13 protein-coding genes are annotated in these 12708 nt (G+C 63.7%); 6 read left to right on the forward strand and 7 right to left on the reverse strand.

What is annotated here, in order from left to right:
• The first annotated feature begins 53 nt into the window (after positions 1–53).
• From OHD58_RS25590 to OHD58_RS25610, 5 genes are read left to right on the forward strand one after another with little or no spacing between them, the layout of a single operon-like run.
• Positions 54–857, forward strand: coding sequence for an ABC transporter ATP-binding protein (locus OHD58_RS25590; protein ID WP_263806509.1), 804 nt, complete (start codon positions 54–56; stop codon positions 855–857).
• The gene (locus OHD58_RS25595; protein WP_263806510.1) at positions 854–1612 is read left to right on the forward strand and encodes an ABC transporter ATP-binding protein; all 759 of its coding nucleotides are present in this window, start codon (positions 854–856) and stop codon (positions 1610–1612) included. Before OHD58_RS25590 ends, OHD58_RS25595 begins: the two co-directional genes overlap by 4 nt.
• On the forward strand, positions 1609–2520 hold the full coding sequence (locus OHD58_RS25600) for a branched-chain amino acid ABC transporter permease (RefSeq protein WP_263806511.1): 912 nt from the start codon (positions 1609–1611) through the stop codon (positions 2518–2520). The genes OHD58_RS25595 and OHD58_RS25600 overlap by 4 nt, the downstream gene beginning before the upstream one ends.
• Positions 2517–3527: a branched-chain amino acid ABC transporter permease gene (locus OHD58_RS25605; protein ID WP_263806512.1), complete on the forward strand. Its 1011-nt coding sequence runs from the start codon at positions 2517–2519 to the stop codon at positions 3525–3527. The genes OHD58_RS25600 and OHD58_RS25605 overlap by 4 nt, the downstream gene beginning before the upstream one ends.
• Positions 3511–4983, forward strand: coding sequence for an aldo/keto reductase (locus tag OHD58_RS25610; RefSeq protein WP_263806513.1), 1473 nt, complete (start codon positions 3511–3513; stop codon positions 4981–4983). The genes OHD58_RS25605 and OHD58_RS25610 overlap by 17 nt, the downstream gene beginning before the upstream one ends.
• Here the strand turns inward: OHD58_RS25610 and fdxA are convergent.
• The 7 genes from fdxA to OHD58_RS25645 are packed head-to-tail and all read right to left on the reverse strand — an operon-like array spanning position 4980 to position 11405.
• The gene (gene fdxA, locus OHD58_RS25615; protein ID WP_263806514.1) at positions 4980–5309 is read right to left on the reverse strand and encodes a ferredoxin; all 330 of its coding nucleotides are present in this window, start codon (positions 5307–5309) and stop codon (positions 4980–4982) included. The two genes, OHD58_RS25610 and fdxA, sit on opposite strands and share 4 nt — an antisense overlap.
• Before the next feature lie 6 nt (positions 5310–5315).
• The gene (locus tag OHD58_RS25620) at positions 5316–6095 is read right to left on the reverse strand and encodes an enoyl-CoA hydratase-related protein (RefSeq protein ID WP_263806515.1); all 780 of its coding nucleotides are present in this window, start codon (positions 6093–6095) and stop codon (positions 5316–5318) included.
• Positions 6092–7303: a CaiB/BaiF CoA transferase family protein gene (locus tag OHD58_RS25625; protein WP_263806516.1), complete on the reverse strand. Its 1212-nt coding sequence runs from the start codon at positions 7301–7303 to the stop codon at positions 6092–6094. Before OHD58_RS25625 ends, OHD58_RS25620 begins: the two co-directional genes overlap by 4 nt.
• 14 nt (positions 7304–7317) lie before the next feature.
• On the reverse strand, positions 7318–8670 hold the full coding sequence (locus OHD58_RS25630) for an FAD-dependent oxidoreductase (protein ID WP_263806517.1): 1353 nt from the start codon (positions 8668–8670) through the stop codon (positions 7318–7320).
• 35 nt (positions 8671–8705) lie between these two features.
• Entirely contained in the window at positions 8706–9542 is an 837-nt protein-coding gene (locus tag OHD58_RS25635) for an ABC transporter permease (RefSeq protein WP_263806519.1), read from the reverse strand.
• A gap of 1 nt (position 9543) precedes the next feature.
• Positions 9544–10356: an ABC transporter ATP-binding protein gene (locus OHD58_RS25640; protein ID WP_263806520.1), complete on the reverse strand. Its 813-nt coding sequence runs from the start codon at positions 10354–10356 to the stop codon at positions 9544–9546.
• Positions 10357–10370: 14 nt separating this feature from the next.
• On the reverse strand, positions 10371–11405 hold the full coding sequence (locus OHD58_RS25645; protein WP_263806521.1) for an ABC transporter substrate-binding protein: 1035 nt from the start codon (positions 11403–11405) through the stop codon (positions 10371–10373).
• A 194-nt stretch (positions 11406–11599) separates the two neighbouring features.
• Here OHD58_RS25645 and OHD58_RS25650 point away from each other — a divergent pair, with 194 nt between their 5' ends.
• Positions 11600–12514, forward strand: coding sequence for a LysR family transcriptional regulator (locus OHD58_RS25650; RefSeq protein ID WP_263806522.1), 915 nt, complete (start codon positions 11600–11602; stop codon positions 12512–12514).
• Positions 12515–12708 lie beyond the last annotated feature (194 nt).

Below are 12708 nucleotides of genomic sequence, written 5' to 3' on the forward strand. Positions count from 1 at the left end.
TCAATGTAGTTTGATCAAACATCAATGATCACAAATGATCTTGTCGGTTTCCAATGCAGGCTGGCTTCGCGACCAACGATTTAGTCAACGGCAGTGCGCCCCTGATCCAGGTAAGCGGCCTAGTGAAGCATTTTGGCGGTCTGCGCGCCGTCGACGGCATGTCAATGGCACTGCGCCGCGGCGAGATGGTCGGACTGATCGGACCGAACGGTGCCGGCAAGACGACGCTGTTCAACCTGATCGCCGGCGCCCTGAAGCCTACCTCTGGCGAGATCAGGATTGCTGACATTGAAATATCGGATGAAGGGCCGGAAAAGCGCATCGGGCGTGGCGTCGGTCGGACGTTCCAGATTCCTCGTCCCTTCCCAGAGATGACGGTCCTAGAAAATGTGCTGACCGGCGCGCAGAACCAGTCGGGCGAACGTTTCTGGATGAATTTTGTCGGCACCGGCCGGGTTGCTGCCGAGGAACGTGCGGCGCTCGAAAAGGCGCGCGCGCTGCTCGATTTCGTGCTTCTGGCAAAGCTGCAGAATGAACCTGCGCGGGTGTTGTCTGGCGGCCAGCGCAAGCTTCTCGAACTGGCACGGATCCTGATGGCAGATCCCGAGGTCGTCCTGCTCGACGAGCCCGCGGCCGGGGTCAACCCGACCTTGCTAGAATTCATCATCGACCGCGTCCGCACGCTGAATGGACAGGGCAAGACTATCCTGCTGATCGAGCACAACATGGAGATGGTGGCGCGGCTTTGCGGCCGGGTGGTCGTCATGGCCGCCGGCAAGCTGCTGACCGAAGGAACGCCCGCCGAGGTTTCCCGCCATCCCGCTGTCGTCAGCGCCTATCTGGGAGGCGTAGCGTGACTGCGGCCGGATCGAACTCTCCGGTGTTGTCCACGCAAGCGCTCGTTGCCGGCTACGAACGCGATCTGCCGATCGTGCGCGGCGTCGATTTTTCGGTGCAAACCGGCGATTTCGTCGTGTTGCTCGGTCCCAACGGCGCCGGCAAGTCGACCCTCGTCAAGACGATCGCCGGGCTGGTTCCCGTCCATTCGGGAACGGTTCTGCTTGGCGGCGCCGATATCACCGCCATGCCGAGCCACGAGAAGATCCGGCATGGGTTGGCATTCGTGCCGCAGACCGAGAATATCTTCGCCACGCTCACCATCCATGAAAATCTTCAGATCGCCGCCAACGTCCTGCCGAAGGAGAGGCGAAACGACAGAATTGGGGCACTTTACGCGATGTTTCCCGATCTTGGTTCGCGACCCTCGCATCGCGCCGGCCAGCTCTCGGGCGGCCAGCGCCAGATGCTGGCCGTGGCGCGAGCGCTGGTGGTCGAGCCGTCTGTCCTGATCCTCGACGAACCATCGGCCGGCCTGTCACCGAAAATCGTATCGGAGGTTTTCGACCGCATTGCCGCCATCAACGATGCCGGCGTGACAACCGTGCTCGTCGAGCAGAACGTCAAGGCCGCACTCGCCATCGCAGACCGGGCGGTTATTCTCGTCGAAGGCCTGGTCGCGCATGAGGGCGTGGCGTCGCAGCTCGCCGACGATCCCATCGTCGCCGAGCTCTATCTCGGCGTGCGCCACACCAAAAATCCGGTGTCGTCATGAACCCGCAAGCGCTGATGGACGGCCTCATCACTGGCTCGATGATTGGGCTTGGCGCGATTGGCGTCACCCTCACCTATTCCATCCTGCGCTTTGCCAATTTCGCGCATGGCGAGTTTGTCGCCTGGGGCGCCTATCTGGCTCTCGTCGTGAGCGGAGCGCTCGGCTATCTCTCGGGCTCCCTGCTCACTCCTATCGGGCCGTTTTCGTTTGGCTGGTCGCTGCCGATGGCAGCTGTGATCGCCGCCGCGCTAACCGCAGGCTTGGCGCTGCTTGTCGATGCCGTGCTTTTCGGCCCGCTGCGCGAGCGACGAAGCGCGGTGATCATTCTGGTGATGGCGAGTTTTGGCGCCGCGCTTACCTTGCGCAACCTTCTCGAATTCATCTTCACCTCGCAGCCGGCCTATTACACGAAAGCGCTGCAGATCGCGTTTCCGCTCGGTGGTGGCTTGCGTGCAACGCCGGACCAGTTGCTGACCCTCGGCGTCGCGGCGGTGCTGGTGGCGTCCGTCCATATTCTGCTCACGCGCACTGCAATCGGCCGCTCGATGCGCGCCGTCAGCGAAAACCAGCAGCTTTCCGGCGTCGTCGGCATCGATGTGCGCAAGGTGATCCGCATGGTGTGGATGCTAGGCGCGGGGCTTGCCTGCATCGCCGGCGTGATGGCCGGATTGCTGGTGCAGATACGCCCGCAGATGGGCCTCGACCTGTTGCTGCCGCTGTTTGCCGCCGCGATCCTCGGAGGCATCGGCAGCGTGCCCGGCGCCATGCTTGCCGGACTGATCGTTGGCCTCGCCGAGGCACTGGCCGTGCAACTGATCGGCGCGGAATGGCGCTCGGCGATTGCCTTCGTTATTCTCGTGATGATCCTGCTCTTGAGGCCCCAGGGCCTGTTCGGGAGGCCCGAATGATCCTCGACCTGATGGCCTATGGCGCATTCTTCCTCACGATGGCGCTGACCTACGCCATCATCTGCCTCGGCCTCAACGTCCAGTGGGGACAGACTGGCCTCTTCAACGTGGGTATCGCCGGCTTCGTTGCGATCGGCGCCTATGTCTCGGCACTTCTCACCACGCCCGATGCCCCTGGCCGCTTCGGTGGCTTCGACATGCCGATCGCCATCGGCTGGCTGGGCGGCGCGCTGGCGACGGGTTTCGCGACCTTCCTGGTCGGGGCGCTGACGATCAGGCTGCGCGCCGACTATCTGGCTATCGCGACCTTCGGCGTTGCCGTCGCGGTGCAACTGTGCGTGCTCAATCTGGAGCCGGTGACCGGCGGTCCGTTCGGCATCAGCTTCATTCCACGGCCGTTCGCGAGTGTTGCCGGAAACCCTTCGCTTTTCAGCGCCCTCAATCTGGCGGTGCTCGCCGCAATCGTCATCTTGCTCTATCTCGCACTGGAGCGTCTGGCGCGCAGCCCGTGGGGCAGAGTGCTCCGCGCCATCCGCGAGGACGAGACGGCGGCCCTTGCGCTCGGCAAGAATGCCGTCCGCTTGCGGCTCCAGGCCTTTGCGATAGGTGGTGCCATCATGGGGCTCGCCGGTGCGACGCAGGCGCATTTCATCGGCTTCATCGCCCCGGACAACTACATGCCGACGCTGACATTCCAAGTCTGGGCGATGTTGATCGTCGGCGGGTCCGGCAACAACCGCGGAGCCATATTGGGCGCAGTCGTCGTATGGGGCATCTGGGCCGTTTCGGCCAGCGCGGTCTCCACGGTCTTTCCAACAGAACAGCAGGCCCGCGCCGCGTCGCTGCAGATCGTCATGATTGGGGCAGCACTTTGCGCCATCCTGCTTTTGCGCCCGCGCGGCATTCTGGGTGAGGTTCGGATGTTCCACCGCGTCGGACCTGCCACAGGCAACGACCAGCCTCCCGATCCTCCCGTAAACGAGCCGTTGCATGCCGAAAAACCCTGATCGCTTCCAACTGGCGGAAGGCTTGAACGCGAGCCGTCTGATCTGCGGCCTTTGGCAGGTTGCCGATCTCGAACGAGGCGACACGCCGCTCGACTCCGAGCGCGCGGCCGATGCACTTCAAGCCTATGTCGACGCCGGCTTCGACACCTTCGACATGGCCGATCACTACGGCAGCGCGGAGCTGATCACCGGCCGCCTGCTGACGCGTTACCCGCGTGATGGCCGGCGACCGCTGGCCTTCACCAAATGGTGCCCGGAACCCGGCCCGATGACCGTCGACGTGGTGCGCCGCGGCGTCCAGGAGCGACTTGACCGGCTCGGCGTCGAGAAAGTCGACCTCCTCCAATTCCACTGGTGGACGTTCGATCACCCGGCCTGGCTCGACGCTTTGCACGAGATGAACCGGCTGCGCGAGGAGGGGCTGATCGGTGCGCTGGGCGTCACCAATTTCGACGCCGCGCATCTCGCGCTGGCGCTTGCTGACGGCATTCCCCTTGCCAGCAACCAGATATCGTTTTCGCTGCTCGACCGGCGAGCCGCTGGACCGCTTTCCGAAGTGTGCGCCAGATCGGGTGTGAAGTTGCTGGCCTATGGCACGCTTTGCGGCGGCTTTCTTTCCGACAAATGGCTAGGCAAGCCGGCACCCACATCGATAGCCGACTGGAGCCGCTCCAAATACAAACGTTTCATCGACGCGGCCGGGGGCTGGACGGCGTTCCAGGCGATCCTGTCGGCGGCCGGCGAGATCGCCCGCAAGCATTCCGTCTCGATATCGAATGTCGCGACAGCTTGGGTTCTCGGCCATCCGGCGGTTGGCGCCGCGATCATCGGCGCGCGGGTCACCGAGAGCGAGCATCGCGCCGACAATCGCAAGCTGCTCGACCTGCAACTCGACGCCGAGGACAAAGCGCGGCTGGAGGCCGCCTTTGCCGAAAGCCTGCCGATCCCTGGCGACTGTGGTGATGAATACCGGCGGCCGCCCTATCTCACCGCATCGGGCGATCTCAGCCACCACCTCGATGCAATACCCTCCGTGTTCAAGGCTGAACCTGCCCCGGGCAAGCTCGGCCGCTTGCGCGCATCGTCGGGCAGCGTCTGGGAGCCAATCGCCGGGTATAGCCGCGCCGTGAGGGTGGGTGACAGCATCTGCGTCTCCGGCACCACCGCGACGCACGGGGCAGACCGCTGCGTGGCACCTGGCGACGCCGGTGCGCAGACCACCTACATCCTCGACAAGATTTCAGCCTCGATCGCATCGCTGGGTGGCAAGATGGACGACGTCATTCGCACCCGCATCTACGTTCGCGACGCCACCAAGTGGGAGCCGGTATCGCGGGCGCATGGCCGGGTCTTCGGTGAAATATTGCCCGCCAACACGCTGGTCGAAGTCGGCAACCTCATTGGCGATTATGAGGTCGAGATCGAAGCCGATGCCGTCGTTCTGTCCGGTGATTAGATGTTCTCGGTGTGCGCGGTTATTTCGCCGTGGTCCTGCTCAGTGCGATAGACCGCCGACGCCCCGCCGGGTGTGCCCCAGCCGGTGACGTCCGGACCGAAGAACTCTTCGTTGATCTCCCGGAACCGCTGTTCGTGCTTCGGAAGCTCGTCCTCGGACCAGATTGCATCGACCGGGCAGACCGACAGGCACAGGCCGCAGCTGATGCATTCCTGAGGCTGGATATACATCATCCGCCCGCCTTCATAGATGCATTCCACCGGGCAGACGTCCTGGCAGGCGCCGTCCTTCACGTCGATGCAGGTTGAGGCGATGACGTAGACCATATTGTGCTAGCGTCCCGTCCAATTCGGTGTCCGTTTCTCCTGAAAGGCCTTCACCCCTTCGTTCTGATCCTCCGACTGCAGCGCCTCGACCAGTTGCGGCAGGCGCAGCATCTGTGCCTCCCTCGGGCTCATGCCCTCGCCGGCGCGCACCATCGCCTTGATAGCGCGAACGGAAAGCGGCGCGCAGGCGAGGATGCTTTCCACCCAGCGCTCCACCGCCGCGTCCAGCGCATCGGGTGCAACCACCTCGTTGACGAGGCCAAGCGCGTGCGCTTCCGCCGCCGGAATCCGCCGGCCGGAAAGCAGCAGGCCCATGGCGTGAACGTGCGGGATACGCCGGGTGAGCAGGGCAATGCCACCGTCGAGCGCCAGCCGGCCGACGCGCGGCTCGGGCAGGCCAAAGGTCGCCTTCTCGGATGCCACGACGATGTCGCAGCCAAGCACCATCTCCATCCCGCCGCCCAGCGCATGGCCGTTGACGCGGGCGATCACCGGCACGTCGAGCGTGTCGCGCAACGCAATGCCGCCGAAGCCGCCAGGCCGGGACGCCGCCCAGTATTCCAGGCCGGAAAGGCCTGAGTCACCGCCCTTCATGTCGGCACCCGTGCAGAAGGCGCGGTCGCCGGCGCCGGTCAGCACGACGACGCGAACGTCGCGGTCCTTTTCGATTGCTTCCCAGATGCCGATCAGCTCGGTCTCGGTGGCAAGGTCGACCGCGTTCATGCGGTCCGGACGATCGATGGTGATGCGGGCAACGTGGTTCTCGACGGCAAATGCGACACTCATGCGGCTTCACCACGGCGCTCGCCCGAAAGAATGCCGGAGGCGATAAGTGTGTCGATCCGGTCCGGCGAGTAGCCGGCTTCGGCGAGAACGGCAGCCCCGTCGGCGCCGAGGCCGGGCGGCGCATGGCGGACTCGGAACGCGCTGTTGTCCATGGTCAGCGGCGAACCGAGAAGCTGCATCGACGTGCGTCCCGCGACGTCGATGACGCTGCCGTTGGCTTGCGTCTGGCCGTGGTCGAGCGCCTGAGGCAGGGTCAGCACCGGGGCGCAGAGCAGATCCTGCTCTTCCAGCTTGCCAAGCCAGTGCTCCGTGCTGGCGGATGCGAAACGCTCGCGGAACATCACATGCAGCTCCGCCTTGTTTTCCATCTGCCGGTCGAAGGTCGAAAAACGCTCTTCCAGCGAGAGGTCGGCAAGGCCGAGTGCCGCCGAAATGTCACGCAGCGGATTGGTCTTGAAGGCGCCGACCAGCACGACGGCGCCGTCGGTCGTCTCGAACACGCCGGTCAGCGGGAAGGCCGCCCAGTTCAGGTCCTTCTTCCGCTGCAGCCACATGGCGGCTTCCTGCATCTGCATGGCCAGCATGGATTCGAACAGAGAGACGGATACCGACTGTCCTCGCCCGGTCTTTTCCCGCTGCAGCAGCGCCAGCAGAACCGCCTGGACCAGGTGCATGCCCGCGGAATAGTCGGCCAGCGCGGTTGGATAGATGGTCATCGGCGTCGCCTCGTCGGCCCGGCGTGCCATGACGCCCGAGAGCGCTTGGGCAAGGATGTCCTGGCCGCCCTTGTGCGACAGCGGGCCGGAAGGTCCGAAGCCGGAGCCGAAGGCGCAGATGATCCGCGGGTTGATCTGGGACAGCTTCTCGTAGCCGAAACCCATCCGCTCCATCACTCCAGCGCGGAAGTTGTTGACCACCACGTCGGCATTGCGGACCAGATCGTAGATCACCTCCTTGGCCTCGTCCTTGCGCAGGTCGAGCGCGACGGAGCGCTTGTTGCGGTTGAGGCTGCGGAATACCGGATTGTCCTGGCCGTCAGGATCGTTGGCGATCGACGAGCGGGACAGGTCGCCGGCGCCCGGTCGCTCGATCTTGATGACATCGGCGCCATAGTCGGCCAGCACCTGCGTGCAGCATGGGCCGAGCATCACCTGCGTGAAGTCGAGGACCCTGACCCCTGAGAGAGGCTGTGTTTCGGTTGCCGTCATGAGGTAGTCTCCTGTCATTCCGCCGCGATCGAAAAGGAAGCGTTGGCCGCCGGCTGGTCGCCCGGATCGGCGCCCTGCTCACGCAGAAGCCGCTGCACCCTGGCGATGTCAACCTTGTCGACCGTCACGCCCTGATCAAGCGCCACCGCGGCGGCGATGCCGGTTGCCTCGCCCATCGCCATGCAGGGCGGGATCTCGCGCGAGATGCGCTGCGCGGCGGCGGTAGACGAATAATGACGTCCGGCGACGAGCAACTGGGACACATCCTTGGGCAGCAGCGAACGGTAGGGATAATAGTAGTCGCGGCCGCGGGCGACGCTGTCGGAGAAATGCCGGCGCGAGGCAACGTCTTCCTTGCTCATCACATAGGCACCTTCAAGCAGGCGCGAGGTGCGAACACCGATCTGAGGGGCGACATCGACGACGAACGCGTTTTCGAAGCCGGGCACTTTCCCGCGGATATAGGCAACCAGCGCAGCGATGCGCTCGCGGCCCTTGAAGTCGGCCTTGGTCAGGTCTTCCACCGAGGTGCCATCAAGCCCTGCCATGTGCGGGCAGTTGCACCAGACTATGCCGGGCAGCGGCGTCTTCAACCACCAGCGCTCCCATGAGCCGCCCATGATGCGCTTGGCCTCGCGATCGACAATGGCGAAGGCGTCGGGCTCCTCATATTCGAAACGTTCAGCGGCGTCCGTATCGACGCCGCCGAGCCGGAAGACGGTGGTGACGATGAAGTTGCCGTGGCTGTAAGCCGCGCCGGCCGAGGCTGCGACATCAAGGTCGCCGGTCGCGTCGATGGTTATCTTGCCCAGCACGGCCTGGCGGCCGGCCTTGGTATCGCAGATCACGCCCTTGACCGCGCCGTCCTCGACGATCGCCCTGGAGAACCAGCTGTGCATTCGCAAATTGACGCCGGCTTCCGCGATCATGTCGTTGGAAGCGCGCTTGAAGCCGTCCGGATCGAAGGCTGAGGCGTAGCAGATCGGCTGCGGCTTCTCGTGGGAATGGAAGTTGTATACGCCCCAGCGGGCCCATTGCTGGAATTTCACATCGTCGGAGATCCAGTCGGCCTCCGGTGGCGTGACGCAGAGCCCCATCTTCGTCATGCGGTCGATGAGTTCGGTGCAGAGACCGCGAACGGTGACCTCCGGGCCATTGCACATGTCGTCCAGCACCAACACCATGCCGCCGGAGGCGAGGCCGCCCAGATAGGCATAGCGCTCGAGCAGAATTACCGACAGGCCATTGCGCGCGCCGGCCACCGCCGCCGAAATGCCGGCCGGCCCGCCGCCGACCACGACAAGGTCGGCCTCCGCCGCCACCGGCACCTTGCCGCCGGGTTCGTCGATCGTCTGCGAAGTCGTCATCTCAAAATCTCCTGATCTCTCTTTTGCGGCAGCGCTCAGCGCACGCCGCCAACGTTCCATGTGAGGAAATACCGCTCGGCCCACGAGATCGCGCCGAAGAAGCTGGCCGAGAAGACCGAGCCGACGACGATGGTGGCGTAGAGCAGCGGTGAGTCGAAATTGTAGGTCGCCTGGATGATGAGCGCGCCGATACCAACGGTGGAGCCAATCCATTCTCCGACGATGGCGCCGATGACGGCGGTGGAGGCGGCGATCTTCAGGGCCGAAAACAGATATGGCAGCGAGTTCTTAAGGCGGACCTTCAGAAAGATCTCACTCGGCGAGGCCGACAGCACATGCATCAGTTCGAGCTGTTGCGGGTTCACGTCGCGCAGGCCGCGCGTCATGTTGACCAGCGTCGGGAAGAAGCAGATCAGCGCGGCAATGGCGATCTTCGGCTCCATGCCGTTACCGAGCAGCAGCACGAGGATGGGAGCCTTGGCGACAACGGGGATGGTGTTGACCATCACCGCTATCGGGAAGAAGGCCTCCTCCAGGCTGTCCTTGTAGGCGAACGCCGTGGCGATGGTGATGGCGGCGATGTTGCCAATGAGAAAACCCGAGATCGCCTCGATGGCGGTCGGCAGTAGGTTCTGCATCAGCATCGGGAATTTGGCGACGAGCACATGGAAGACTGCACTCGGTGCCGGCGCGATGAAGGGCCTGATGCCGAACACCTTGACCGAGATTTCCCAGGCCACCAGCAGGGCCAGAAACGTGATCAGCGGCAGTAGCCTGCGGCGCCAGAGCAGGCGGCGCTTGGCGGCGAGATAAACGGCCTGGGCTTCGCCGTCGTCGACGAAGGCGCCCATGGTGGCGGTGTTGGTGGACATGTCAGCAGGTCTCCAGGACGCGGCGCAGATGCGACACGAGGGCGACGAATTCCGGGGTTTCGCGCATCGCGATGCGGCGCGGCGATGGCAGGTTGACGGGCACCCGTTCACGCACGCGGCCGGGGCGCGCCGCCAGGAGCAGCACCTCCTGGCCGAGAAAGGCTGCCTCGTAGATCGAGTGCGTGACGAAGAGGATGGTCGTGTGTGTCCGCTCCCAGACGGCGAGCAGTTCTTCGTTCAGGCGGTCGCGCGTGATCTCGTCCAGGGCCCCGAAGGGCTCGTCCATGAACAGCAGCTTCGGACTGGAGACCAGCGCGCGTGCGATAGAGACGCGCTGGCGCATGCCACCGGAGAGTTCATGCGGAAAAGCCTTTTCCCAACCGGAGAGGCCGACAAGCTCGATCAACTCGTGCGGATCGCTGGCCTTGCCCAAGGGTGCGCCGCCACCCACTTCCAGCGGCAGCGTCACATTCTCGAGAACCGTGCGCCAGGGCAGCAAGGCGGCATCCTGGAAGACGAAGCCGATGTCACGTCGCGATCGCGCCGCCGAGGCCGACCCGCCGAGCACGCGGGCGGTTCCGGTGCTCGGCTGGATGATGTCGGCGACAACGCGCAGCAGTGTGGACTTGCCGCAGCCCGATGGCCCGAGAAGCGTGAGGAAGCCCCCCTTCGGGACGGTCAGGTCGATGCCGTCGAGCGCGGTGATGGTCCCGCGCTCGGTTGTGAAGCGGACGGAGACCTTGTGAAGTTCGACCGCGAGGTCGCTCGTCTCGGGGCTCTCTGGTGGATCGCGTTCGACCAGGGCAAGTGCCATCGCGCGTTACCCCGTCAACCGAGTTTGGGACGGTCGCCCGCCGTCGCTTCCAGCGGCGCCATCGAGATGACGCTGTCGAGAGCCGGGGCACCGGCGGAAAACTGCTCCAGTTCATCGTAGAGCGTGATCTGGGCTTGCCAGATGGCCGGGTCCATCGTGCCCCACCCGCCAGCCGCGGTAGCGGGGGTGAAGATGTGTGCGAGCATGACCTGGGCGGCCGCGATCTCGTCGGCCTTGACGAGGTTCGGGAATTCCTTCAGCAGCATGTCGACTGCGGCTTCGGGGTTGGCTTTGGCATATTCCCAGCCCTTTCCCGATGCCCTGAGGAATCCGTTGACCGCCTCCGCATTGTTGGCGAGCACGTCGGTGGTCGTATAATAGGGATTGCCGTAGAGCTGCACACCCTGATCCCACAGCTTCATGACGACCGGATCGGGGCCGAGCACAGAAAGCGCGGTGGTGTTGGTAGTCCAGCCGGTCACGGCGTGGACCTGGCCGCTGAGCAGGGGTGTCATATCGGCGCCGATCATGACGGCCTCGACGTCGCCTTCCGGAATGCCGTGCTTTTTCAGCAACGCCGACAGCAGGACTTTTCCCGTCGCCTGGATGCCAATCTTCTTGCCAACCATATCCTTGGCTTCACGGATCGGGTTGGCGGGCAGCGAGAAAAAGGCATACGGGTGCTGCTGTGCGCTGACGGCGATGGCCTTGACAGGAATTCCCTGCGAGGCTGCGAGCATGAGCGATGGGCTGGACGATACCTGGCCGATCTCGTGGCGGCCGGACGCCACGATGGCGACACCGTCGATGCTTGGGCCACCGGGCTGGATGGCAAGCTCAAGCCCCTGCTCCTCGAAATAACCGAGCTGCTTGGCTGCCACTTCGCCGAGCTGGTTGCCACCACCGAGCCAGCCTAGCTGCATGTTGATCGTCTTGGTGCCGGACTGCGCAAGAACGCGATTGGAAACGATCGCCGGCATTGCGAGGGCTCCTGCCAACCCGGCTCCTGCCTTGAGCAGGGTTCGCCTTGAAACGCTTATTTTCGTCATGGAAGTTCCCCTTGTTGTCGGCCCTTGTCGGGCCGGATGCTTCGATGCTCGGTGCCGCGCCTGATGACGTTCATGCACCGGCTGTCATTCCGGAAGCCGAATAGACTTTAGAGGTGGCAGAGCGCTCCAAGGAAGCATAAAGATTCGAGAGAGGTGATGCCGTTTCGGCATCACTTGTTACGGCGGAGGTGGCAATGCACGCTGTGGTATTGCGCTACATCGATCAGGTCGCGCGACTGGGCTCGATCAGGCGTGCGGCAGGCGTGCTGAATGTCGCCTCGTCGGCGGTGAATCGCCAGATCCTCAAGCTGGAAGCAGAGATCGGCACGTCGCTCTTCGAACGTGTCGGCAACGGCGTCCGACCAACCGCAGCCGGCGAATATGTCATCCGGCATGCGCGAGAGACGATCGCCCGCTGGAACAATGTCCGCAGTGAGATCTCGACGTTGTCCGGTGACATTCACGGCGAAGTTCGCATTGTATCGATCCCGGCACCGATGGTGCGCATCTTGCCGCGCGCCATTGAAGAAACCTCCCGGCATCATCCTCATATCGCCTTCCGGGTGATCGACGCCGCTCCCAAGGAGCATAGTGAGGAGATGCGTGCCCGCCGCCCCGACATTGCGATCCTGTTTATCGATCGGAGGCATCGCGGCTACGAGGTGGCGGCGCGGATCAGAATGCGCATCGGCGCGATCATGCGGCCAGGGCATGCGTTGGCTGGGAAGAAAGAGGTTACGCTGACCGAATGCGCGGCCTATCCTGTGTGCATGCTTTCAGATCCGTGGATCCTGAATGCGACTGCGGAAGCCGAATTTACGCACAGCGGAGCACAGTTCAGATCGGTCCTGCTCACGAATTCGCTGCCTATGACAAAAGAGGTCATGCTCGCAGGATTGGGCATTGGCTTCTTCACGCCGACGGGATTCGTCGATGAATTGAAGGCGGGAGAGCTAATTCATGTTCCGCTCGCCGAGCCGGATCTTTCCGCGAGCGAGATCGGGCTGCTGATTCATCGTGATCGTCAGTCTTCGCCGGCAGTTAGCGCTCTCGCCAAAAGGCTGGTCGACAAATTTGCTGAGCTCGAACGGGATATCAGTGCTCTCTGAGAGGTTGAACAGCAGCGGATCAAGCATGAGTCGAAGAAGTTGAACGAAAAACGGCGAAAGATGGATCAGCCTGAGGTCTTCTTTCGGCTGCGGCCGGTGATCGACCCCGATGATGGAACATAACCGTCCTGCCGACCATCGCCAACTGATCTTCTTGCTCGCTTGCCTTCCGTCCCATGCTGTAACCCTACCGC

The sequence above is a fragment of the Mesorhizobium sp. ZC-5 genome (assembly GCF_025753855.1).
Taxonomy (GTDB): Bacteria; Pseudomonadota; Alphaproteobacteria; order Rhizobiales; family Rhizobiaceae; genus Neomesorhizobium.

Bases quoted from the DNA above. Each gene is read 5' to 3' on its own strand.
- OHD58_RS25590 (WP_263806509.1), top strand. From the start codon at position 54: ATGCAGGCTGGCTTCGCGACCAACGATTTAGTCAACGGCAGTGCGCCC.
- OHD58_RS25600 (WP_263806511.1), top strand. From the start codon at position 1,609: ATGAACCCGCAAGCGCTGATGGACGGCCTCATCACTGGCTCGATGATT.
- OHD58_RS25605 (WP_263806512.1), top strand. From the start codon at position 2,517: ATGATCCTCGACCTGATGGCCTATGGCGCATTCTTCCTCACGATGGCG.
- OHD58_RS25610 (WP_263806513.1), top strand. From the start codon at position 3,511: ATGCCGAAAAACCCTGATCGCTTCCAACTGGCGGAAGGCTTGAACGCG.
- fdxA (WP_263806514.1), bottom strand. From the start codon at position 5,309: ATGGTCTACGTCATCGCCTCAACCTGCATCGACGTGAAGGACGGCGCC.
- OHD58_RS25620 (WP_263806515.1), bottom strand. From the start codon at position 6,095: ATGAGTGTCGCATTTGCCGTCGAGAACCACGTTGCCCGCATCACCATC.
- OHD58_RS25625 (WP_263806516.1), bottom strand. From the start codon at position 7,303: ATGACGGCAACCGAAACACAGCCTCTCTCAGGGGTCAGGGTCCTCGAC.
- OHD58_RS25630 (WP_263806517.1), bottom strand. From the start codon at position 8,670: ATGACGACTTCGCAGACGATCGACGAACCCGGCGGCAAGGTGCCGGTG.
- OHD58_RS25635 (WP_263806519.1), bottom strand. From the start codon at position 9,542: ATGTCCACCAACACCGCCACCATGGGCGCCTTCGTCGACGACGGCGAA.
- OHD58_RS25640 (WP_263806520.1), bottom strand. From the start codon at position 10,356: ATGGCACTTGCCCTGGTCGAACGCGATCCACCAGAGAGCCCCGAGACG.
- OHD58_RS25645 (WP_263806521.1), bottom strand. From the start codon at position 11,405: ATGACGAAAATAAGCGTTTCAAGGCGAACCCTGCTCAAGGCAGGAGCC.
- OHD58_RS25650 (WP_263806522.1), top strand. From the start codon at position 11,600: ATGCACGCTGTGGTATTGCGCTACATCGATCAGGTCGCGCGACTGGGC.